General features: G+C 59.6%; 20 protein-coding genes and 1 pseudogene. 8 read left to right on the top strand and 13 right to left on the bottom strand.

All coding sequences use genetic code 11. The features are described from left to right. Positions 1-130 precede the first annotated feature (130 nt). From V5D86_RS02435 to V5D86_RS02415, 5 genes are all read left to right on the top strand, one after another. On the top strand, positions 131-916 hold the full coding sequence (locus tag V5D86_RS02435; protein ID WP_414595101.1) for a cobalamin-dependent protein: 786 nt from the start codon (positions 131-133) through the stop codon (positions 914-916). Positions 917-921: 5 nt separating this feature from the next. Further along, positions 922-2,322: a methyltransferase MtaB domain-containing protein gene (locus V5D86_RS02430; protein WP_414595100.1), complete on the top strand. Its 1,401-nt coding sequence runs from the start codon at positions 922-924 to the stop codon at positions 2,320-2,322. A 393-nt stretch (positions 2,323-2,715) separates the two neighbouring features. Further along, the gene (locus V5D86_RS02425) at positions 2,716-3,498 is read left to right on the top strand and encodes a cobalamin-dependent protein (RefSeq protein WP_414595099.1); all 783 of its coding nucleotides are present in this window, start codon (positions 2,716-2,718) and stop codon (positions 3,496-3,498) included. Positions 3,499-3,503: 5 nt separating this feature from the next. After that, the gene (locus V5D86_RS02420) at positions 3,504-4,907 is read left to right on the top strand and encodes a methyltransferase MtaB domain-containing protein (RefSeq protein ID WP_414595098.1); all 1,404 of its coding nucleotides are present in this window, start codon (positions 3,504-3,506) and stop codon (positions 4,905-4,907) included. A gap of 130 nt (positions 4,908-5,037) precedes the next feature. Then, positions 5,038-5,436: a universal stress protein gene (locus V5D86_RS02415; RefSeq protein ID WP_414595097.1), complete on the top strand. Its 399-nt coding sequence runs from the start codon at positions 5,038-5,040 to the stop codon at positions 5,434-5,436. Positions 5,437-5,553: 117 nt separating this feature from the next. On the opposite strand, the gene V5D86_RS02410 is transcribed toward V5D86_RS02415, so the two are convergent. The 8 genes from V5D86_RS02410 to V5D86_RS02375 form a co-directional block, all read right to left on the bottom strand. Continuing rightward, entirely contained in the window at positions 5,554-7,128 is a 1,575-nt protein-coding gene (locus V5D86_RS02410; RefSeq protein WP_414595096.1) for an Hsp70 family protein, read from the bottom strand. After that, entirely contained in the window at positions 7,125-7,955 is an 831-nt protein-coding gene (locus tag V5D86_RS02405; RefSeq protein ID WP_414595095.1) for a hypothetical protein, read from the bottom strand. Before V5D86_RS02405 ends, V5D86_RS02410 begins: the two co-directional genes overlap by 4 nt. Continuing rightward, positions 7,952-9,217: a TRAFAC clade GTPase domain-containing protein gene (locus V5D86_RS02400; protein ID WP_414595094.1), complete on the bottom strand. Its 1,266-nt coding sequence runs from the start codon at positions 9,215-9,217 to the stop codon at positions 7,952-7,954. The genes V5D86_RS02405 and V5D86_RS02400 overlap by 4 nt, the downstream gene beginning before the upstream one ends. A gap of 1 nt (position 9,218) precedes the next feature. After that, on the bottom strand, positions 9,219-12,215 hold the full coding sequence (locus V5D86_RS02395; RefSeq protein WP_414595093.1) for a hypothetical protein: 2,997 nt from the start codon (positions 12,213-12,215) through the stop codon (positions 9,219-9,221). 11 nt (positions 12,216-12,226) lie between these two features. Next, complete coding sequence (locus tag V5D86_RS02390; protein ID WP_414595092.1) at positions 12,227-14,293, bottom strand: Hsp70 family protein; 2,067 nt, start codon at positions 14,291-14,293, stop codon at positions 12,227-12,229. A gap of 200 nt (positions 14,294-14,493) precedes the next feature. Further along, the gene (locus V5D86_RS02385) at positions 14,494-14,886 is read right to left on the bottom strand and encodes a TIGR04076 family protein (RefSeq protein WP_414595091.1); all 393 of its coding nucleotides are present in this window, start codon (positions 14,884-14,886) and stop codon (positions 14,494-14,496) included. 15 nt (positions 14,887-14,901) lie between these two features. Further along, positions 14,902-15,255, bottom strand: a complete 354-nt coding sequence (locus tag V5D86_RS02380) for an ArsR/SmtB family transcription factor (RefSeq protein ID WP_414595090.1) — start codon at positions 15,253-15,255, stop codon at positions 14,902-14,904. Further along, positions 15,255-15,437, bottom strand: coding sequence for a hypothetical protein (locus V5D86_RS02375; protein ID WP_414595089.1), 183 nt, complete (start codon positions 15,435-15,437; stop codon positions 15,255-15,257). The genes V5D86_RS02380 and V5D86_RS02375 overlap by 1 nt, the downstream gene beginning before the upstream one ends. Positions 15,438-15,557: 120 nt before the next feature. On the opposite strand from V5D86_RS02375, the gene V5D86_RS02370 reads away from it, so the two are divergent. Then, positions 15,558-15,761, top strand: a complete 204-nt coding sequence (locus V5D86_RS02370) for a hypothetical protein (RefSeq protein ID WP_414595088.1) — start codon at positions 15,558-15,560, stop codon at positions 15,759-15,761. Between the two features lie 107 nt (positions 15,762-15,868). After that, on the top strand, positions 15,869-16,798 hold the full coding sequence (locus V5D86_RS02365) for a tetratricopeptide repeat protein (protein ID WP_414595087.1): 930 nt from the start codon (positions 15,869-15,871) through the stop codon (positions 16,796-16,798). Positions 16,799-16,800: 2 nt separating this feature from the next. Here V5D86_RS02365 and V5D86_RS02360 read toward each other — a convergent pair whose 3' ends face one another. The 5 genes and pseudogenes from V5D86_RS02360 to V5D86_RS02340 all read right to left on the bottom strand — a co-directional run. Then, the gene (locus V5D86_RS02360) at positions 16,801-16,935 is read right to left on the bottom strand and encodes a rubredoxin (RefSeq protein WP_414595086.1); all 135 of its coding nucleotides are present in this window, start codon (positions 16,933-16,935) and stop codon (positions 16,801-16,803) included. Positions 16,936-17,076: 141 nt separating this feature from the next. Next, entirely contained in the window at positions 17,077-17,238 is a 162-nt protein-coding gene (locus V5D86_RS02355; RefSeq protein ID WP_414595085.1) for a FeoB-associated Cys-rich membrane protein, read from the bottom strand. Further along, complete coding sequence (feoB, locus tag V5D86_RS02350; RefSeq protein WP_414595150.1) at positions 17,235-19,430, bottom strand: ferrous iron transport protein B; 2,196 nt, start codon at positions 19,428-19,430, stop codon at positions 17,235-17,237. Before feoB ends, V5D86_RS02355 begins: the two co-directional genes overlap by 4 nt. Then, positions 19,427-19,660, bottom strand: coding sequence for a FeoA family protein (locus tag V5D86_RS02345; RefSeq protein ID WP_414595149.1), 234 nt, complete (start codon positions 19,658-19,660; stop codon positions 19,427-19,429). The genes feoB and V5D86_RS02345 overlap by 4 nt, the downstream gene beginning before the upstream one ends. 76 nt (positions 19,661-19,736) lie before the next feature. Beyond that, positions 19,737-19,970: pseudogene (locus tag V5D86_RS02340) on the bottom strand (FeoA family protein); the annotation flags it as partial. A 234-nt stretch (positions 19,971-20,204) separates the two neighbouring features. Here V5D86_RS02340 and V5D86_RS02335 point away from each other — a divergent pair. Next, positions 20,205-21,878, top strand: a complete 1,674-nt coding sequence (locus V5D86_RS02335; protein WP_414595084.1) for a formate--tetrahydrofolate ligase — start codon at positions 20,205-20,207, stop codon at positions 21,876-21,878. Positions 21,879-21,937: the final 59 nt, after the last annotated feature.

Genomic DNA, 21,937 nt, shown 5'->3' with positions numbered 1-21,937 from the left:
ATAAAAGATATGTAGGAATATAAAAAGTAGGGATGTATGTACCATCCTTAACATCGATTAAATACAATCGATAGGAATTGGGAATCCGTTGAGTTGGGAGCGATTCCGACGAGACATAGGAGGAAAACATATGATTGACTACAAGAAGGTGGACTTCGGGAAGATCCTGAAACGCTACGACGTTGATGCTCAGAACGAGACCACCCCTGAGGCCGTTGCAAAGAAAATGCTGCCCGCAGACCCCGTTCTCAAAGAGGTCGCGGAGACCGTCCTGTACATGAAGTTCAAGGACGTCGGACCTGCCACCACCAAGGCTCTCCAGTCCAAGCAGCCCCTTGACATCATCAACAACGGACTCGTCGTAGGAATGGAGTGCGTCGCGAAACTGTACGCAGAGCACATCTACTACCTGCCCGAGATCATGATGGCCGCCAAGACCATGGAGATCGGAATCGCCATCGCCGAGAAGCAGATCCCCGGCGGAAGAGAGACCAAAGGAACCGTCGTCATGCACGCGGCCGAGGGAGACCCCCACGACATCGGAAAGAACATCGCCGCTGTCATGCTCAGGTCCTCCGGATACACCGTCATTGACATGGGTAAGGACGTCGCAGTCGTCGATGTCGTCGCCAAAGTCAAGGAGGTCAAGCCCATCATGGTCACCGGTACCGCTCTCATGACCACCACTATGACTGCATTCCCCAGGGCAGCCGAGAAGCTCGTCGCAGACGGCGTCGAACTCCCCTTCATGGCAGCAGGCGGTGCAGTTAACAGGGACTTCGCAGAGTCCTTCCCTCTGGGAATCTACTCCGAGAAGGCACCCCAGACCCCGCCCATCGCAGACAAGATCCTTGCTGGATACGACTGGAAGAGAATAAGGGACGAGTGGGACAACATCGTCAACGGGGAGGAGTGATTAAGATGGCAGCAACAAGATGCACCAAAATGGCTTACAGCAGCGCGGATGAAATGGTCTTCGGAACCTCCAAATTCCCTATCTCCTACGGATTCGGAATCAAGGTCGGAGCCGGCCGCGTTATCCCTGAGATCAACTACGGACCCAGGCCCGGAAAGGAGAAGGACCCCGAGACTCTGAGGAAGGAGTACGTCGACTACATCTCCAAGGATGTCCTCAACAGGGCAGTCACCGTTGGATTCCCCGACGTCCAGCTCGAGACCGAGTGGATCTCCCAGATGGGTAACCCCAAGATGGCCACCCCCGTTGTCGAGGGACAGAAGGCTATCTGTGAGAAGTTCCACGAGGAGTACGGAATCAACTGTGCAGTCAGGCAGACCATCCCCGACCAGCGTGAGGCTGAAGAGGGATACAGGCCCGGAATGGGCGGAAAGCACGCCTACCCCGAGGCACTGTTCAACTGCGCCGAGATCGCATGCGAGAACGGAGCAGACATCCTCTCCTGTGAGACCCTCGGCGGAAAAGAGCTCGCCGACTACGCTGTCACCAACGGAGACATCACCGCCTTCCTGTTCGGTGTCGGATACCTCGGATCCATCGACATGGAGTACGTATGGTCCCAGTTCATCGACATCTGCAAGAAGAACAAGGTCGTCGCTGGAGGAGACACCAACTGTTCCGGAGCCAACACCTCTATGTTCATGGCCGGAGGATACCTCGACAACGATGTCCAGAGGACCTTCTCCGCTGTGACCAGGGCCATCTCTGCAGCCAGGACCCTTGTGGCACCCGAGTGCGGCGCCACCGGACCCGACAAGGACTGCGGATACGAGGGACCCATCGTGAAGGCCATCACCGGAAAGCCCGCCGCTCAGGAGGGTAAGAACTGCCAGTGCGCACACTGCGATCTCCAGGGTAACCTGATCGCACAGTGCTGTGACCTCTGGTCCAACGAGTCCGTCGAGTACCACCCCGAGTTCGGAGGAACCTCCGTCCAGTGCTGGCTCGGATCCATCGGATACGAGGCTTCCCTGATGAACACCGCCATCCAGTGCGGACAGGAGAAGACCCTCAGGGACCTGTACATGATCTCCGACAGGGCACGTGGACCCGAGGGATACATCCTCGCCTACGACAACGCCTACAAGATCGGACAGGCCATCGCTGAGAACGGAAACAACATCTACCTCAGGGCCAGGGCAGCCGGTCTCACCGCAGCCAAGATCATCAAGAACGGATACGACACCAAGGAGCTCGCCCTCACCAACAAGCAGCTCGAAGTCCTCAATGTCATCATCAAGGACCTCGAGGCACTGCCCGACGACGAGGGTAAGTTCTTCGACTACGCCGACAAGAAGTACAAGGACCTTGTGCCTCTCTACGACCCGAAGAACTACGGACTCTGAGTCTGATTCATCCCCCAAACCATTTACGGGGCCTTCGGGCCCCACATCCTTTTCATCCATCCATCATCATCCAGCGTTCTCTCCGAAGATCCGTCCGGTCTTTGCGGAACATTGGCTGTTTCTGACATGAGCCAGCAGTCATGGTGGGCATGTTTTCTCATTGAAGTGACAGTATGGTTTTGTACTATGTTGTTGGATGTATCCTATCCAATGAATAGATAATATTATATACAACACTACATAACCCACTAGTTGGATGGGAGATATGGTATGTTTTTTAAATAATAATACAATCAAATGTATGGATATTAGAAACATCCATCAAATTCCTAAAATACCAAATCCTCTTTTTCGGCGATTGTAAGGGTGTTCGGCCCTTACGGAGGAAATAGAATGCTTAGTTGCGAAGGTGCAGACTTTAGCAAAGTCCTCAAGCGCTACGACGTCGACATGCAGGTCGAGGTCACGCCCGAGGAAATGGCTAAAAAGCTCCTCCCTACCGACCCTGTCCTGAACAAGGTCGCTGAGGAGGTTATGTACATGAGGTTCAAGACCGTCGGACCTACCGTTATGCAGGCTCTGAAGGAGAAGGACCCGCTCGTGATCATCAATGACGGACTTGTTGCCGGAATGGAAGTTGTCGCGAAGCTGTACGCAGAGCACGTCTACTACCTGCCTGAGATTATGATGGCCGCCAAGACCATGGAGATCGGAATCGCACTCGCTGAGAAGCAGGTTCCCGGTGGACTCCAGCCTAAGGCAACCGTCGTCATGCACGCAGCCGAGGGAGACCCCCACGACATCGGAAAGAACATCGCCGCTGTCATGATGAGGGCATCCGGTTACAACGTCATCGACATGGGACGTGACGTCCCCATCGTCGACGCTGTCGCCAAGGTCGAGGAGGTCAAGCCCCTCTTCATCTCCGGTACCGCTCTGATGACCACCACCATGACCGCCTTCCCCGCTGAGGCCCAGATCCTGAAGGAGAAGGGCTACAACACCCCCATCATGGGATGCGGAGGAGCAGTCAACAGGGACTTCGCCAACTCCTACGACCTCGGAATCTACTCCGAGAAGGCACCCCAGACCCCCCTCATCGCTGCCAAGCTGCTCGCTGGCTACGACTGGAAGCAGATCAGGGAAGAGTGGGATGAGATCGTTAACGGAGAGTGATTAAGATGGCAGTTACTAGATGCACAAAGATGGCTTACGACAAAGCCGATGACATGGTCTTCGGATTCTCCCAGCACCCCCTGTCCTATGGATTTGGACTCAAAGTTGGTGCAGGATACGTCGTTCCCGAGGTCAACTACGCTCCCAGGCCCGGAACCGAGAAGGACCCCGCCAAACTCAGGAAGGAGTACGTCGACTACATCTCCAAGGACATCCTGAACAGGTACGTCACCGCCGGATTCCCCAACGTTCAGCTCGAGACCGAGTGGGTCTCCCAGATGAACCAGGAGAAGCTGTGCGCCCCTGTCGTCTCCGGTCAGAAAGAGATCTGTGAGAAGTTCCACGAGGAGTACGGACTGAACTGCGCCGTCAGGCAGACCATCCCCGACCAGCGTGAGGCTGACGAGGGACTCAGGCCCGAGGTCGACAAGTCCGAGCACGCATACGCTCACAAGTTCTTCGAGTGCGCTGAGTTCGCCTGCGAGAACGGTGCGGATGTCTTCTCCGTCGAGTCCGTCGGAGGAAAAGAGTTCGCCGACTACGCTGTCACCAACGGAGACATCATCGCTTTCCTGTTCGGTGTCGGATACCTCGGATCCATCGACATGTCCTACATCTGGGAGGAGTGCGTCAACATCTGTAAGAAGCACAAGACCATCCCCGGAGGAGATACCAACTGTTCTGGAGCCAACGTCGCCATGTTCATGGCCGGCGGATACCTCGACAACGATGTCCAGAGGACCTTCTCTGCAGTCACCAGGTGCATCTCTGCCGCCAGGACCCTCGCTGCTTGCGAGGCTGGAGCCGTCGGACCTGACAAGGACTGCGGATACGAGGGACCCATCGTGAAGTCCATCACCGGAAAGCCCACTGCCCAGGAGGGTAAGAACTGCCAGTGCGCACACTGCGATCTCCAGGGTAACCTGATCGCACAGTGCTGTGACCTCTGGTCCAACGAGTCCGTCGAGTACCACCCCGAGTTCGGAGGAACCTCCGTCCAGTGCTGGGGAGGATCCCTCGGATACGAGGCCGCTCTGATGAACACCGCTATCCAGCTCAAGCAGGAGAAGTCTCTCAGGGACATGTACATGTACTCTGACAGGTTCAGAGGCCCCGAGGCCTACGTCCTCGCTTACGACCACGCCTTCGAGATCGGACAGGCCATCGCCGCAAACGGTGACAACCTCTACCTCAGGGCAAAGGCCGCCGGACTTACCGGTGCAAAGATCATCATGAGGGGCTACGACTCCAAGGAGCTCGCCCTCACCAACAAGCAGCTTGAGGTTGTCCAGGACATCATCAAGAAGCTCGAGGCACTGCCCGACGACGAAGCCAAGTTCGTCGAGTACTGCACCAAGGAGTTCAAGGACTCCGTGCCTCTCTACAACCCCAAGAACTACGGTCTCTGAGGTTGAATCCCCCCTAAACATTTTACAGGCGGGTATTGCCCGCCTGGCATTATCTGTTGTCTGGCACATTCATTTTCTTCAAAGGATTCATGGGAATCTTTATAGCCAGATAATCAACTCTCATGACGCTATGACAGCACTCCTAGCCTATGACGGCAGGCCAACGAGCGAGAAGGCGTTGGATTACGCCATCGAGTATTCCGTCAGATTCGAAGATCCATTGTACATACTGACCGTCGTCAGGGAAGAGCAGATGGACCCTGAGGGTCCCGATGAGGCAGTCCGCGAGTACATGCAGGCGGCCCAGAAGAAGGCGGCCAATGCGGGTGCCACCGTCCATTCTATAATCGAGACCGGAAAGGCTGACGAGATGGTCCTGGATGTCGCCGACAGGTATGATTGCAACACGATCATAGTCGGACGCTCCAACAGGTCATCCCTGGACAGGTTCTTCCTCGGCAGTGTCTCCGACTATGTCGCAAAGAATGCCGGTTGCACAGTGATACTTGTGTCCGAAGGCAACGAGTGAGCAGTCTCTCTCGCATCGATCGGCAGAATATGGGTCCCACACGTGGACCCGCTGTCCTAGTAAGTACAGAATCAAGTTAAGGTGTTTGTGCCGGAGGCTGGGCCTCCGGCGTTGTGATCATCCGTTGGTGACCTTCTCCATGAGTCCCTGGGACTTGGAGATGTCCTCTTCCGACATCTTCAGGTCGTTCTCGATCTGATAGTCGGTGTGCTCGTCCATGCAGTCCACTGCGGCGATGAGGATTCCCTCGTCGGTGGCGGTGAACTTCACGGTGATCGGGGTGTTCTTGGTGACGTCCGCGGGGAGCTCCATCATGAACTCTCCCACGGGTGCGGCATCGATGACCGCGGTCTTCTTCCCGTCGGTGTCGTTCATGGCCGCATCCTCGTAGATCTCCACCTTGATGGTGGTCTGTCCGTCGTCGACGGGGTAGTACGTCTTGACGGACTCGATGGGCAGGACCTCGTTCCTGAAGATGATGTTGGAGATCATCTCGGTGCCGTCCTCGTATATGGCCTTGATACCGAAGGTCTTGCTCAGGACGTTGTGGACGCTGAGGACTCCCTCGGCGGCGACGGCCGCTTCGCCTGTCACGGGGTCGACGGTTCCCTCCACGGGAGCGCCGGCGTTGGACTTGGCGAACAGGGAGGCACCCTTTGCGACGGACTGGTCGGGGTCGAAGACCTTGATCTGTGCGTCGGGGAACTTGGCGAGGATCGCGTTCTTGACCTGGGGCATCCTGGACGATCCTCCGACGAGGATGACGTCGTCGATGTCCGCCATGGTGAAGTCCTTGGACCCGAGGACGCGCTCGATGATCTCGACGGTGGACTGTACCAGACCTGCGGTTGCAGCCTCGAACTCGTCCCTGGTAACGGTGTAGACGACCTTCTGACCGCCTGCGGTCAGGGTTCCCTTGGTGGACTCGGCGGTGGTGAGCCTCTTCTTGATGGTCTCGGAGTCGTTGATCAGGGCCTGGGTGATCTCACTGTCCTCGTCCAGGGCCTCGGTCTCCATTCCGGTCTCCTCTGCGACCTTCTCCTTGATGATCTTGGAGATGGCGATGTCCCAGTCCTTACCTCCGAGGAGTCTCTCTCCGTCAGTGGCGACGGCAGTGAAGGAGGATCCGTCGATCTCGAGGACGGTGACATCGAAAGTCCCTCCTCCGAGGTCGTAGACGAGGACCCTCTTCTTCCCGTCGGCAGCGTTTCCGAATCCGAAGGAGATGGCGGCGGCGGTGGGCTCGTTGATGACGGTGACGTCATCGAGTCCGGCGATGGTCCCTGCGGTCTTCGTGGCGTCCCTCTCGTTCTGTCCGAAGTACGCGGGGCACGTGATGACCGCCTTCTTGACGTCGCAGCCGTGGTTCTCGTTGAAATCGTTGATCATCTTCCTGAGGATGACCGCGGACAGCATGATGGGGTTGTACTTCTCCCCGTCGATGTCCACTTCGTAGTCCTGTCCCATCTGCCTCTTGATGGCGGTGATGACCCTCTCGGGAGGATACATCATGGACATGTCCTTGGCAGGTGATCCCACTATGATCTCGCCGTTCTCGTTGAATAGGATGACGGAGGGAGTTGTGTCTTCCTGCTCGAAGTTTTTCTCAACTACCGGGTCCCCATCCTCGTCGATATAGGCAAGGCACGAGTATGTCGTACCCAGGTCTATTCCGATGCAATAGTCTGTCATTCCTTTTCCTCCATGCTGCCGTCGGAGCCAGTTTCATGGCCGGACTCCTGTGCATCTGTGGTGCAAATCGTTTTCGAATCCGTTTCGCAAGAGGTTTCCACCTTGGAAGCTTCCTCGGGGGTATCGCTCGGCACGTACTTGTACACTGTGACCTTCTCCTTCATGAGGACCTTGTCACCGAGCTTGTATCCGTCGGTCTGCCTCTCGGCTATCGTGCCGTCCTTCTCCTTCTCGTCGGTCGGCACGACCCCGACGATACGCTGGTGGAGTGTGTTGAGTCTCTCGAAGTCGAACTTCCCTATGTAGACACCCGCATCAGTCAGGATGTTCTCCATGTCGACCTCGTACGCCTCGAAGCTGGACAGGACCGTCTGGGCGTCCATCCTGTCGATGCGTTCCCTCATGCCCTGGCAGAGTCTGAAGAAATCCTCCCTCATGACCGAGATCTGCTCCATGGCATGCAGGAGCTTCTTGTTGCTGGTGGCCATCTCCATCTCCTGTATGGTGGCGGTGATGGCCTTGTTCTGGGCCCGGGTCGTCAGGTAGTCGCTCATGTCGGGCATCTCGGGAGCCTTGCTCTGCCTCTCGACGAGGTCCTCGAGCATGAACCTGATGCGTATGAGCTCCGACTCCAGCTCCTTGATGTCGGACCCATCGGCGACGGGCTGGGCGCTCGGGGCGACCTCCGCCGGCCTCTCCGCGGGGGCTTCGATGGAGGTGTCCTCCTCGATGCATCCCTCGTCGGGCACGTCATCCTCTATGCGGGGCTCGAGCCCCTGGAATCCGTTGACCAGGAAATTCTTGAACTTGTTGGTGTTGTCGCTCACTGGAGTCCCTCCCTGTTAAGAAGCCAGATGAACGGGTCCTCCACCCTCATGGGGTTGACCGCACGGGGCAGGCCGCTTCCGGTGGGGTTGCATCCGAGGGCGGAGACCGCGAAGAAACAGTGCTCCTGGAACCCCCCGACCGTCTGGATGAAGTTGTCCCCGAGGCACCTGTGCAGGTACTCGGTGAGCTCCGCGTCGATCTGGTCGAAGTTCTCCTTGTCGAACTTGCCGCGCTCCCTCTCGATGTGCAGGGACGAGCACTGTCCGAACAGGACCTTGTCCTCCTCCTCGTCCTCCGAGTTCTTGAACAGGACATCGGACTTCGTCAGGACCACGGCGAGGGGTATGTCGATCCTCGCCCGGGGGCTCATCTTCTTGTTCGTGCGGATGATCTGGCATATGTTGTTCAGGACATCGGACACGTCCGGTCCCACCGGAGGCTTGTTCTCCACATGGATCCTCTGGTTGATGTAGCGGATCTGGAGCGGGTCCACCAGATAGACTATGCCCGCGGCCTTCGATATGAACGAGTTGAGGTTCAGGGACATCATCTTGTCGGACGACACCAGGTCCTCCCCGGCGGTGTCGAAGAACGCGAACGTGAACACCTTCGGCTTGTCGGAGTCGAATATCCTCATGTAGTAGATCAGGGGCTCCCTGCTCTCGTCGGAGACGTCGTACGACTTGGTCGGCGGGAGCTTGCGCTTCTCCTCGAACAGCCTCTTGTAGTACATCTCGCGGTACTTCATGGTCGTGCTGTCCGAGGCGGCGTTGAGGACGCCGTTGAACTCGGTGGACACGTAGTTCTTGAGCTGGTTGATCAGGACCGCGATGTAGTGGCTCTTCCCAACGCTCTTCGGTCCGAGTATGACGAAGATCCTGTTCCCTTCCTCCTCCGCGCCGGGGGGTATGAGGTTGTGGCATATCGGGCACACCCTGATGTACACCGGGCGCCTGCACACGTCGCACGTGCCGGAGGAGTCGCGTATGATGTGGTTCCTCGCTATGACTGCGTCGCGTCCGCGGGGATCCTTCCCGAAGAACAGGCTCTTCTCGTAGTCTATCTCGTTCTGGCCGTCCGCAGACACGTACTTCGTCGCGTCCGCGCGCCTGGTCATGGCGGCGGTCTCGGCGAACATCTTGGCGCAGGTCTGCCCGGAGCACATGTAGTGGACGTTGCCCAGGTCGACCTTCGAGAAGCAGTATGGGCAGAGGTATTCCTTCCCCGTCGACTTCGTTGTTTCCTTCTGCTTCCTTGCCATCTCATTCTCTCCTGTAGAGGGGGTGTATGAATCTGAAATCGTAGTAGTCCGAGTCCTTCTCGAAGAACAGCCTGGTCCTCGATATGTCCTGCAGGTTCCCGCCGGCTATGTTGACCAGACCCCTCCCGTTCTGGAGGCTCAGGGGGCCGTTGGACCTCCAGACCACCTCTCCGTCGGTCCTCTTCAGAGGTATCCCCGTGGCCGCCTGGACGAGCATCACGGGGGGAAGCTCGCTGACTCCCGGCTCCGTGGCGATGTCCATGAGGCTGCCGCCCCTCTCCTTCTTCATGTTGTAACGGACCTTCCTGCTGTCCCCGGAGTTGACCTCGATGGCTATGCCCCTGGACGGACGCATCTGGTTCGAGAGCATGTAGATCGCGAATATGTTGATGCACTTCTTGCGGGCCTTGCCCATGGGGATGCGGATCTCCTTGTCCTCCATGTACTCCTCGTAGCGGATCGTCTTGATCTCGGCGGAGGTGTCGTCCAGGCCCTTGGCGTCGGAATCGTTGGATATGACCAGCTTCGCCTCGACGGCGTCGTTGGGCCATCCCATGGTGATGATGCAGTCCTTGTTGCTCAGGGTGCACTCGACGTCCCTGAACGGCTTGAGGTTGGCCACCAGGGTCTCAGTCCCGCGTATGCCGACCTTCCCGCGCTTGATGACCGGGTAGATGTATTGGACGGCGCCATCCGGGAGCGCGAAGCGCACGCCGTCGGGGTATTCCATGATCGGCTTGATCTCGGTCATCCAGCTCGTGATGTCCTCCATCGGGACCATGCTGCCGGGTATGTTGATCTTCTTCTTGGACGAGTAGAGGACGACATGCTCCGTGGTGGACCACTTGGCCGTGTAGGTGCTATCGGACTTGTTCCAGCTGATCTTCATGTCCTTGACGGGCTTGGGCGCGTCCACGGTGGTCTCACTGAATATGACGCCCTGGGAGCGCTCGATCCTGTTGCGCCCCTCGTACTCCGCCACGAACAGGTAGTAGTACTTCTTGCCGCCGACGAGCCCTATGTCGTCGTAGACGGTCTGTCCGTTGAGCGCGATCTCCGTGTTGGTCACGCTGTCGCTCCCGTCCGCCCTCCAGAGCCTGACGCGGGATGCGCCCTTCGGCTTCTCGAATATGAGCTGGAGGCCCCCGTCGATCTGCTTTATGATGACGTTGTCCACTTCGGAGATGGTCATCACCGGGCCGATGTGGGCGCCCTCCTTGGACAGGATGCCCCAGCGCTTGGAGTACACCGAGTAGTAGTACTCCACTCCGGGGTCCATGGTCTTGTCCACGTACACGGTGCCGGGGATCTCCGCGAGAGGACGGGTGTCCTCGTTGACTATGGGGAGCGAGTTGCGCTCCCTGTAGACGCAGTATGTGATGCCGGCGGCCTCCACGGGTGCCTGGAACCTTATGGTGAACGCGCGGTCCCCCATGTTTCCCACGGCATCCGCGGGACCCATCGGCGGGTCGTCGCGCAGCTTGGCCTTCGCGACGGGATGGTCCGGACATATCTCCGCCGCCGCCACGAAGCTCTGCATGCGGGCGCTCTTGGAATCGGCGACCGCCGCCTTCTGGCAGTACATGTCCGCCCTGTTGTAGCGAGTGACGCTGTCCGAATACTTCTGGGAGAGCTCTATGTCCCCGTCCAGTGCGTCGGGGTACTTCTTTATGAGCGCCTCGGTGGACTGCTTGGCCTCCGTGTACTTTCCGCGCCCGTAGGCGTCCAGTATGAACCTGCGAGACGTGGAGATCTCGTTCTTGGCATTCTCCAGGTCCATGGTCATGGTGGCGATGCCGTTGTATCCGGGGAACGTCTCCTTGAGCTGCGAGAGCGCCTTCTCCGCCTTGGAGACCTTGCCGCTCTGCATGCTCATGCGGAAGTCGAGGGAGAGGCGGTCGGCCTTCTGCATCCCCTCCTTGAAGTTGAACCCGCACTTGACGCACACCGAGTTCTTGGATGACTGTGCGGTGTTGCAGGACGGGCACACGCTCTTGAAGTTCTTCCCGCAGGCGGGGCAGAACACGGTGTTGGGCCCGGCCTGGACCATGTTGCCGCATTCCGAGCAGCGGATCATGGTGCTGTCCGTCTCGGAGAAGTTGGCCGCGAACTTCTTCTTGAAGCAGAACTGCTGGAGGATCAGGACCGCCATCTCGCTGTCGATGTCGCGGGAGAGATGGGCGTTGAGGAGCTCATCGATGTACTTCCTGGACATCTGGGTGGTGTACTCCTGCTCGATGGTGTCCATGACGTTGACCAGGGCGCGGTTGCACTTCCCATATGCCACGAGGGATGCCAGCTCCTTGTCCGGCTCCAGCACCAGCTTGACGGACCTCATGCACTGGATGTACGAGTCCTGTTCGGGGAGGATGTCCGGGCGGACGCTGTTCACCCTCTTCTCGCAGACGTCGAAGGAGTTCCTGATCTGCGAGAACGAGCTCCCCTCGCTGAGACGGTCCAGACCGATCTCCAGCGAAGGGTGGGTGATGAGTGCGTTCAGCATCTCGGTGGGTGTGTACGCATCGACCGAGCGGAGCCCCTTGAAGGCGTTGATGACCTTCTCGCTGACGGGCTTGGGCGGGGTGCCGTCCTTGATCCCCGCCAGCTTGAGGACGTCGGCCTTGGTGATGCCCTCCCAGTGGAGTTTCTTGGTGTAGGCGTCGGCAGCCCCGGGGAGAGCGAGGTACGTCCCGTCGCTGAGGATGACGCAGTCCATCCTGAGCTTCTGGACCTTCCCCTTCAGGAGGTCCTGGCCCCTGCTGAACTCGTCCCTCTTGCGGCGGGGGTCGCTGAACACGGCCTTCATGTCCTCGGCGGACTCGGCCAGGCGTTCGGCCTTGAAGCGCTGCTCCGTGTCGTTCTGCTTGTTCCTGCTGTCGTTCAACCACTTGTCGCGCTTGCTGTCGATCTTCTTCAGGATCGCCTCGGCGCTGTAGGTCGACTCCTTCAGGGGGTTCAGGCCCAGCAGCTGACAGTAGTTCTGCCTGTTTGTCGCCATATGACTCCCCGTCAGTAGCGGGACTCCGTGTCTCTGAGTCCGGTCCCTGCGTCCCTGACCGCCAGGCCCATGTTGCCCGACGAGATCGCAGTCGCGATCGTTCCGAACGTCTCTCCGAGCCTGTCGATCGTGGTGAACAGCGCACCGTCGTCCACGGTGGCGATCTGCCTCAGGAACGAGGTGTCGGCCTCCCCGAGCCCGACCGCGATGATCGTGATGTTGTCGTTCCTGCATCCGATGGCCTGCTCGACGGCCTTGTCCCTCTTGCCCCAGATCCCGTCGGTCAGGACCACGATGATCCCGACGCCGGGCTTGGACCCGAGCATGGAGCGGGCGGTGTCGAGCGGACTCGCGTCCGTTCCCCTTCCGACCATCTTCACCTTCAGCTCGTCGATGTTGGAGAGGACCACCCTGGGGTCGTTGCAGAGCTCCTGGACGACCTTGATCTTGTCGCCGAACCCTATCAGCGAGAAGTACGTGTCCTTGTCCTGCAGCGTGTTGATGAAGTCGCGTATCGAGGCCTTCGCCCTCTCGATGGGCTCCCCGTCCATGCTCCTGGACAGGTCGACGCAGATCGCGATGTTCTTGAGGATGGTCTCGTCGCCCTTCCTGTTCTTCGGGCTCCCACCCATCCATCTGATGTCCTCGTCGATGGTGCGGGACTCGACCGTGAGCGGCTCGGACCCCTGGAACGCGGTGATGTTGACGACCCCGTTCTGGTCGTAGTTGTACTCGATGTCTATGTTAAGGCCCTGTCCGTTGTTGTAGAACCCGGTGATCACGACCTTCGCGAGGACTGTGCAGTCCAGGGGGATCCTGGACTCTCCCTGGAGGGTGTACACCTCGATCTTGTTGGTCATGTTGCCCTTCTTGATCGTGAACTGCTTGCGCTCCGTGGAGGGGACCTTGCTGTTCTTCTTGATCATGATCTCGTTGACGTACTTGGAGCCGTCCTGCGAGACCGAGAGCACTCCGAGGGAGTGGGCCGTGACGTCGGTGACCTGCATCGCCCTGAGGCCGGTGGCGTTGCTGCTGTACAGGGAGCCCACGATGGCGGCCCCCTTCGCGACCGCGAGGTCGGTGTCGCTGTGGGTGATGACCTCCCTTCCGGTGAGGTCCTTCAGGAACCTCGCGACCGCGGGCATCCTGGTGGACCCGCCGACCAGCAGGATCTCGTCGATGTCAGTCCAGGCGAGTCCGAGGTCTCCCATGAGGTTGAGGCAGACGTCCTTGGTGGTCTCGAGGAGGTACTCGGTCATGGACTCGAGCTCCTCGCGGGTGAGCGTGTACTTCGCGCTGTATCCCTCGTAGTTGATCGGGATGGTGACGCTCTCGGCGATGGAGAGGGTCTTCTTGTATCCCTCCGCGGCGACGATGAGCTCGTTCTTGGTCGGGAGGTCCTCCCTCGGGTCGACGTCGAACTCGTCCATGAACTGCTTGCAGACGAACTTGACGATCTCCCCGTCCCAGTCCTTGCCTCCGAGGATGTGGTTGCCGTCCGTACCGATGACCTCTATGTTCCCCTTGGAGATCCTGACTATGGTGACGTCGAACGTCCCTCCCCCGAGGTCGTAGACCATGAGGGTCTTGTCGTTGGAGTGCTTGTATCCGTAGGATATGGCGGCGGCGGTGGGCTCGTTGATGATCTTGGGGACCTTGATGCCGCAGGCCTCCCCGGACCTGATCGTCGCCGTCCTCTGAAGGTCGTTGAAGTAGGCGGGGACCGTGATCACGGCCTCCTCGATCTTCTCGCCGGTAGATTTCTCGGCATCCTGGATGAGCTGTTTCAGGAGCATGGTGCTCAGGTCCTCGGACGTGTAGTCCTTGCCGTTGAAGCTCACCGCGATGCTCCCGTCCCCCATCCCCCTCTTGAACGCGGCGGCGTTCACGCCGGTCCCGTTGGACTGCATGTCCTTGGCATCCTCTCCGACGAGGATGTCCCCGTCATCGAGGAAGCAGATGACCGAGGGGGTGACCTCTTTCCCAAACGTATTGGGGATGATCACTGGCTTGTTGTTCTTACTGTCATATCTGGCTACTGCAGAGTAGGTTGTTCCGAGATCTATCCCAACCTTCATATCCCATCGGGTTCGGTAACGCTTGTTTATTATAAAATAAGTATGACGCCTTACGAATATCGCAGTGATGCATGGGTCGGAGGCCTTCCGCATCGGGCGGGAACAACGGATTACGAAATTCGTAGGACGGGGTTTCCGTCACACGTCTGGACAGTCCTCGGAGGCATCCGCTTGACACTGCAGGCATGCCCATCGGAACATCATTCGATGTCCATCCGCTCGATCTTGAAGATGACGGGGCGCGTGCCATCGGAGCAGCATGCGATCATGACGTTCTCCTCCCTCATCCAGCCATTCATGATGGAGCCTCCCTGCAGGCCCGCGTAGATGTATCTGGATATAGCATCCCACAGTTCGGAGCAGTGCGGCATCTTCGGTCCGCCGGCCACGGTGTCAGGGTCGGCGGTGGTCTTGACGAGGGTATCCAGACCCATGTGCCAAAAGTCGTCACGTTCGTCGTCACGGCGGAATATGAACTCGTCACCCACATTGTAGCAGGGGCAGGCCCCCGCCCGGGGGTCGGCACAGTACTGCTGCTGCAGTTCCGGATACAGCTTCTTGTCGATGACCGTCAGTTTCACTTGGTACTTCATCGCCCATCCCTCCCATCAATCGTGCTTTATGTGCTCCAGGGCAGTCTCCAGGACGATCCTCACGTGGTCGTCGCACAGCGAGTAGTAGACAACCTTCCCCTCCCTCCTGGAGGACACGAGGTGCGCGTCCTTGAGCACCCTGAGCTGGTGAGATGTCGCCGACATGGACATCCCGAGTGTCTGGCTTATGTCGCAGACGCACAGCTCCCCCGAGTCCAGGGCGAGCAGTATCCTGACACGCGTGCTGTCGGCGAAGACCTTGAAGAACGATGCCAGGTCCTCTATCGTCCCAGGTTCTGGGAGCCCGTCCCGTGCTTTCTCGATCCTGTCGCGGTGACACTCCTCTACGTCACACGCATCGTCAGGCATCAGACGCTTCTCCTGGTCTTCACGAGGATCAGAACTAGGACGAGCACGACGCACACGGAGACGATTCCGGCCACCAGTCCCAGGGTCTCTATGTTGTCCGGGAACATCACGATCATGAACGAGAGGACCATGAGGATGGCTGCGAAGGCCACCGCGGCGTATACAAGAGGGCCCTTAATCATGAATCCCGAATCTCCGTCATCATTGAAATATGGGCTGGGTCATCAGCGTGTTGATGATGTCGGGACATTTTCGGTGACCTCCTGCTTCGCTTCATATATCGTGGGGACGGTGCTCGGATCATGAGGTGCAAGGGGGACAGATGGTACCGGTCGGTCGATTACAGACTGTACCCGAACGCCACACAGACGAGAGTGCTGGGACACACACTGGATGTCCTCTGCGGTCTCGTCATAGACATGGACCGCAATGCGGCTCTGAACATCCTCTCCACGGGTTCGGTTATGCGGACCCTCCGCTCAGCGGTGAACGGTCAATCAAGTTGACCACATGATGTGACATCGTCGGTGACGCACAGCGTTACCGACTCATTGGTCACATAGCATCTTGAAATATGCACATCCTTAAATGGGGTCCAGCGTCTCCTCCGGTCATGTCAGTCCCAGAGGAGCTATGCGAACGTGCGGCATCCATCGTGTCGGAGGATCCGGAGGGATCGTTGCGTCTATTCCAGGAGGCCGCGTCGCTCGGGTCGCCGAACGGGCTGTTCGGCATCGCCGAGCTGAAGGCCACCGGCACCGGGACGCCCCTGGACCTGGAGGGGGCGGAGGCCCTCTACGAGGAGGCCGCGGGGAAGGGCCATGCGCCGTCGATGTACAGGCTCGGGCTGCTGTGGGCAGGGAACGTCGACCACGAGGAGGACCCCGTGAAGGCCGCTGATTGGTTCCAGAGGTCCGCCGAGGCTGGTTTCCCTCCGGCGTATCCTGAGATCGCAGGTTCGTACCTCTACGGCTACGGCAGGGACGAGGATCCGGGCACCGCCCTGGCCTGGTACCTGAAGGCGGTGGACGAGGGCGACCCCCTGTCGATGTTCAAGGCCGCCTACCTCCTGTCGGAGGGCATAGGCTGTGAGAGGGACGAGGCGGAGGCCATCCGCCTGTTCAGGATGTCCGCCGTCGCCGGGGTCCCGGAGTCGATGCTGAAGATGTGCGAGCTCTGCATGGACGGGAAGGTCGAGGGAGGCATGAAGGCCGCGTTCCAGTGGTGCAGGTCTTCCGCCGAGACCGGGTTCCCGCCTGCGATGTACAGGCTGGCCACGATGTACTATCAGGGCGACGGCACGGAGCGCGACCTGCCCAGGGCGCTCTCGCTGTACAGGGAACTGTCCGAGCGCGGAGAGGCCGATGCGACGTTCATGGTGGGCCGCATGATCTACGGCGGACTCGGGACAGAGAAGGATGAGGTAAGGGGTTTCGAGGTCATATCCAGGGCGGCCGCGATGGGAAGCGCCTTGGCCATCCAGCTCGTGGAGGACATGAGGCGCAGGCAGAACACGCAGTTCGTCCGGATTGACGGTCTCTGAGCTCACTCGACGGCGACGAACTCGGACTTGGGCTCGCCGCAGATGGGGCAGCACCAGTCGTCGGGGAGGTCGGCGAACTTGACGCCCTCCTTCTCCTCGTCGTAGATGTATCCGCACAGGGGGCAACGATATTTCATGCCCGCTCGGATTTGGAAGTGGTATTTGAACCCTGCTGGCGATGCTTCGCCTTTGTTAGCCATGATAAGGGAAGGGTCCCGACGGGCGGGCCGTCGGGTGGAGAATCGAAGGTGTTTGCGAGGGGGGTGTCCCCCTCTGGTTCATTTCGTCTCTATGGTGACGATCTCGTTCTTGGGCTTGCATCCGTTGCAGCCGCTGCATCCGCAGCAGCGCTTCCCGCGCTTCCTCTGCCCGATTATGTAGGCGAGGGCCCCGAGCGCGGCGATTGCGATCATCGATCCCACGAGGATGTCCCCCATCATTCCGATGCCTCCCTGCTCCCATCGTGCAGCTGGCGGAACGGGTCCTTGGCCCAGAGCACGTACGCCATCACCGCGAGCACGATGATGGCGGCCACCGTGCTGGCCACGGGCACGCCCAGGTCGGTCGCCACCCCGTCGACCATGATGGTGTTCCATCCGTCGATGCATCCGAGGATGCCGTATATGATGAGCGCGACCGCATACGCCATGACGCACTGGTACGCCACGGCCATCCCCGTGCTCTTCCAGGACCCGAGCTCCCTGTGCATCGCGCCCATCGCGGCGAAGCAGGGTGCGCAGATCAGGTTGAACGCCAGGAACGAGAGCCCGGACGCGCTGGACAGCATCGTCCCGAGGACGGCCTCCAGTCCCTCGCCGCTCTCCCCGGCCTCGATGCCGAACAGGGTCCCGAAGGTACCGATGACGTTCTCCTTGGCGATGAGCCCGGTGATGGTGCCGACGCTGAGCTCCCAGTTGTCTCCCCAGCCCAGGGGCATGAAGACGTAGCTGATCGCATGTCCGATCGATGCCAGTATGGAGTCGTTGATGTCCCCGGCGTTGTACTGGAGTCCCCAGGTGTAGCTGGAGAGCACCCATATCACGATGCTCGCGAGTAGGATGATCGTACCGGCCTTCTTGACGAACGCCCATCCCCTGTCCAGGGTCCCCTTGATCACGTTGACCGCGGAGGGTATGTGGTACGGGGGCAGCTCCATGATGAACGGGGTCGCCTCTCCGGAGAGCCTCCTGAACTTCTTCAGGATTATACCAGAGATGAGGATCACGACTATCCCGAGCACGTAGCTGAACACTGCGACGAGCCCGTTCCCGCCGAATATGGCGGAGGTGATCATCGCGATGACGGGGAGCTTGGCCCCGCACGGTATGAAGGTGACGGTCATGGCTGTGATCCTGCGGTCCCTCTCGCTCTCGATGGTGCGGGACGCCATGATCCCCGGCACTCCGCATCCGGTCCCCACGAGTATGGGGATGAGGGACTTCCCGGAGAGCCCGAAGTGTCTGAATATGCGGTCCATGACGAAGGCGATCCTCGACATGTACCCGATGTCCTCGAGTATGCACAGCGCGAGGAAGAGCACCAGCATCTGCGGGAGGAATCCGATGACTGCCCCGACCCCTCCGATTATACCGTCGACGAGAAGGCTGGTCATGGCCTCGCTGACGCCGATGGAGGCGCACCACTCGGCGACACCGCTCTGGATGGGGTCCTCGATGAACCCGTTGAGCCAGTCGGTGAAGTAGGTGCCGATCCCGGTTATGCTGAAGTCTCCCCAGGAGAACCCGATGATGCCCAGGAACACTATGCTGAGGACGCCCAGGAATATCGGGATGCCCCAGATCCTGCTGGTGACCACGCGGTCGATCCTGTCGGAGAGCGTGCCCTTCCCGTTGCGGGGGGCCCTCTTCAGGGACTGCCCGACGATGTCCGATATGAGGTTGTAGCGCGCGTCGGCCATGATGGAGTCCATCTCGTCGTCCATCCTCCTCTCGAGGTCCTCGACCTCGGAGGATATGGCCTCGCACGTGTCCGGGAACTCCCCGCAGACCCTCTCGTCCCTCTCGACCATCTTGACGGCATAGAAGCGGGAGCGCTCCTTCGGGACGCGGTCCCCGAGGGACGAGACGGCGGAGGAGATGACATCCTCGATGTCGCGGTCGAACTCGACCGCGTCAGGCCCGTGTCCGGACGCGGCCGCCCTCTCGACCTTGGCCACGAGATCGTCTACGCCCTTGTTCTTCAGGGCGGAGATGGGGACGACCGGGCATCCGAGAGACTTGGACAGCCTGTCGACGTCGACCTTGTCGCCGAGCTTCTCAACCTGGTCCATCATGTTCAGTGCGATGACGGTCGGTATCCCCAGGTCCAGGACCTGGAGGGTCAGGAAGAGGTTCCTTTCGATGTTCGTCGCATCGACGATGTTGACCACCACATCGGGGGTCTCATGGAGCAGGAAGTCCCTGGAGACGATCTCCTCAGGGGAATAGGGTGAGAGGGAATATATCCCGGGGAGGTCGACCACGTCGATGTCGTGGCCGTGGATCCTCCCGGTCTTCTTGTCTATGGTTACGCCGGGCCAGTTCCCGACGCGCTGGTTGGCGCCGGTCAGCTTGTTGAAGAGCGTGGTCTTGCCGCAGTTGGGGTTCCCGATGAGGGCCATGGTCACGCTCATGCGACCGCCTCCGAGACCTCTATGTTCTCCGCGTCGCCCTTCCTGAGGCTGAGCTCGTATCCCCTGACGGTGATCTCCACAGGGTCCCCGAGCGGGGCCACCTTGCGGATGAAGATGGAGCATCCCTTGGTGATGCCCATGTCCATTATGCGCCTCTTGAGGGCGCCCTCGCCGTGTACCTTCACGACCGTGACGGTCGTTCCCGTGTCGGCATCCTTCAGTGTCCTCATATCGTCCCCTCGCGGGCCTGAACATGATCCTGTTCGCCATCTGTCTGTCGATCGCTATCTTGGAGCCCTTCACGTCGAGGATAATGTTCCCGGCGGATTGGCTCACGGTCTCTATCTCCGTGCCCGTGGTGAACCCGAGCTCGGCGAGGAAGCGCCTGACCTCCTCCTTGCCGGATATGCTCACGATCGTCCCCTTCTCGCCGGACCTCGATATGGACACCGGGATCCCCGACTGCCCGTCCGTGTGGTCCTTTGGGACAGAGTCGTGTCCGCTTTGGGCGCTGATGCTGCGCCTGCCTATCAGACTCATGATTTGAGGTATTCCTAAAAAGTATTTAAAATTAGTTAATCCTAAAAAATTAGATGGATATATGAAATTTAAAAAGGGTAATCCTACAGAAATACACTGTATGCCTAACAGTACGTGAAACGCCCGGATCCGTACGGGGACATCGGGAAAACCGACCCGTCCAGCGACTGTCCAGGCGCCTGTGGCACGGTCTCCTGGCCAAACGTTATAATGAGCCGGCCTGTACGTTTTCTCATGGATGACATCGAGATAGCTCAGTCCGCCATTGTGAAGCCGATCAAAGAGGTAGCAGCCTCCATAGGACTCACGGAGGACGACATCGAGCCGTACGGAAAGTACATCGCAAAGGTCCCGTTCGACAACCTTGACAAGATCTGCGGAGACAAGACCGGTAAACTCGTAGTTGTTTCAGCCATTACACCCACTCCCGCCGGGGAGGGGAAGACGGTCACCACCATCGGACTCATACAGGGCCTCGGGAGGCTCGGGAAGAAGGTCGTCGGTGCCCTCAGGGAGCCGTCCATCGGTCCGACCTTCGGCATCAAGGGCGGTGCGACCGGCGGAGGCTATTCCCAGGTCTACCCCATGTGGGACATCGACCTCCACTTCACCGGGGACATCCATGCCGTCACCGCGGCCCACAACCTCCTGTCCGCGATCATCGACAACGAGCTCGTGAGGGACAACGCGCTCAACATCGACCCCACGAAGGTCGTCCTGAAGAAGGCCATGGACATCAACGCCCGTGAGCTGAGGAACATCGTGACGGGCCTCGGGAAGGACAGGATCCTGGGAGGGGTCCCCCACGAGGCCGGGTTCCTCATAACGTCCGCCTCTGAGATATCCGCCATCCTCGCACTGTCCGTGGACCGTGCGGACCTCCGCAGGAGGCTCGAGAGGATGGTCGTCGCGTACACCTACGACGGGAAGCCCGTCACCGTCGCCGACCTGAAGTGCGTCGGGGCGATGATGGTCCTCCTCAAGGACGCCATCAATCCCAACCTCGTGCAGACCTTCGAGGGACAGCCCGTGTTCGTCCACGGGTTCCCGTTCGCCAACATCGCCCACGGGACCAACAGCATCATCGCCACCAAGGCCGCGCTGAGGCTCGGGGACTACGTCATCACCGAGGCGGGGTTCGCCTCCGACCTCGGGGGAGAGAAGTACATGGACATCGTCTGCAGGGAGTCCGGCCTGAGGCCGGACTGCGTCGTCATCGTCGCGTCCATAAGGGCGCTCATGACCCACGGCGGGGCGGTCCTCACCGACGAGTCCACCATGACCGAGCAGGCCCTGAGGGACGGGCTGTGCAACCTCGACAAGCACATCGAGAACATGTCCTCCTACGGGGTCCCCGTCGTCGTGGCCGTCAACCGCTTCGCGCACGACAGCCAGGAGGAGATGGACATCGTCATGGGCCACTGCAGGGACATCGGCGTCAGGTGCGCGTTCTCCGAGGCGTTCGTCAAGGGAGGGGAGGGGGCCATCGACCTGGCCAACACCGTCATCGACGTGCTCGACAACGTGAAGCCCGACTTCCACTTCCTGTACGATGTGGACGCCCCCATCAAGGACAAGATCGAGGCGGTCGCCACGAGGATCTACGGCGCCGGTTCGGTCACGTACTCCAAGGACGCGGAGAAGTCCATCGCGCAGATGGAGGCGGACGGTTACGGCAACCTGCCGGTGTGCATAGCCAAGACCCAGGCGTCCCTGACGGACGATTCCAAGCTCAAGGGCGCGCCCAGGGGATGGACGCTCAGCGTCAGGGAGGTCATGCTCTCCGCCGGGGCAGGGTTCATCGTCCCCGCGTGCGGTACGCTCACCCTCATGCCCGGGCTCCCCAAGGTCCCCGCCGCGATGAGGATGGACCTCACCGACGACGGCAGGATCATCGGACTCAAGTGAGGTCCGGATAAACACACCAGGGGTCGTCCGGGATTTCCCGGCGGCCTCCATCAACACCT

Source organism: Candidatus Methanoprimaticola sp. MG2, from assembly GCF_047501175.1.
Lineage (GTDB): Archaea > Thermoplasmatota > Thermoplasmata > Methanomassiliicoccales > Methanomethylophilaceae > Methanoprimaticola.
The sequence above is the reverse complement of the archived record's forward strand: the minus strand, read 5'-3'. Positions and strand labels throughout refer to the sequence as shown.

What these genes read in the sequence shown, in the direction of transcription:
- V5D86_RS02435 (WP_414595101.1), top strand. Translation starts at nt 131, where the DNA reads ATGATTGACTACAAGAAGGTGGACTTCGGGAAGATCCTGAAACGCTAC.
- V5D86_RS02430 (WP_414595100.1), top strand. Translation starts at nt 922, where the DNA reads ATGGCAGCAACAAGATGCACCAAAATGGCTTACAGCAGCGCGGATGAA.
- V5D86_RS02425 (WP_414595099.1), top strand. Translation starts at nt 2,716, where the DNA reads ATGCTTAGTTGCGAAGGTGCAGACTTTAGCAAAGTCCTCAAGCGCTAC.
- V5D86_RS02420 (WP_414595098.1), top strand. Translation starts at nt 3,504, where the DNA reads ATGGCAGTTACTAGATGCACAAAGATGGCTTACGACAAAGCCGATGAC.
- V5D86_RS02415 (WP_414595097.1), top strand. Translation starts at nt 5,038, where the DNA reads ATGACAGCACTCCTAGCCTATGACGGCAGGCCAACGAGCGAGAAGGCG.
- V5D86_RS02410 (WP_414595096.1), bottom strand. Translation starts at nt 7,128, where the DNA reads ATGACAGACTATTGCATCGGAATAGACCTGGGTACGACATACTCGTGC.
- V5D86_RS02400 (WP_414595094.1), bottom strand. Translation starts at nt 9,217, where the DNA reads ATGGCAAGGAAGCAGAAGGAAACAACGAAGTCGACGGGGAAGGAATAC.
- V5D86_RS02395 (WP_414595093.1), bottom strand. Translation starts at nt 12,215, where the DNA reads ATGGCGACAAACAGGCAGAACTACTGTCAGCTGCTGGGCCTGAACCCC.
- V5D86_RS02390 (WP_414595092.1), bottom strand. Translation starts at nt 14,293, where the DNA reads ATGAAGGTTGGGATAGATCTCGGAACAACCTACTCTGCAGTAGCCAGA.
- V5D86_RS02385 (WP_414595091.1), bottom strand. Translation starts at nt 14,886, where the DNA reads ATGAAGTACCAAGTGAAACTGACGGTCATCGACAAGAAGCTGTATCCG.
- V5D86_RS02380 (WP_414595090.1), bottom strand. Translation starts at nt 15,255, where the DNA reads ATGCCTGACGATGCGTGTGACGTAGAGGAGTGTCACCGCGACAGGATC.
- V5D86_RS02375 (WP_414595089.1), bottom strand. Translation starts at nt 15,437, where the DNA reads ATGATTAAGGGCCCTCTTGTATACGCCGCGGTGGCCTTCGCAGCCATC.
- V5D86_RS02370 (WP_414595088.1), top strand. Translation starts at nt 15,558, where the DNA reads ATGAGGTGCAAGGGGGACAGATGGTACCGGTCGGTCGATTACAGACTG.
- V5D86_RS02365 (WP_414595087.1), top strand. Translation starts at nt 15,869, where the DNA reads ATGTCAGTCCCAGAGGAGCTATGCGAACGTGCGGCATCCATCGTGTCG.
- V5D86_RS02360 (WP_414595086.1), bottom strand. Translation starts at nt 16,935, where the DNA reads ATGAAATATCGTTGCCCCCTGTGCGGATACATCTACGACGAGGAGAAG.
- V5D86_RS02355 (WP_414595085.1), bottom strand. Translation starts at nt 17,238, where the DNA reads ATGATGGGGGACATCCTCGTGGGATCGATGATCGCAATCGCCGCGCTC.
- feoB (WP_414595150.1), bottom strand. Translation starts at nt 19,430, where the DNA reads ATGAGCGTGACCATGGCCCTCATCGGGAACCCCAACTGCGGCAAGACC.
- V5D86_RS02345 (WP_414595149.1), bottom strand. Translation starts at nt 19,660, where the DNA reads ATGAGGACACTGAAGGATGCCGACACGGGAACGACCGTCACGGTCGTG.
- V5D86_RS02335 (WP_414595084.1), top strand. Translation starts at nt 20,205, where the DNA reads ATGGATGACATCGAGATAGCTCAGTCCGCCATTGTGAAGCCGATCAAA.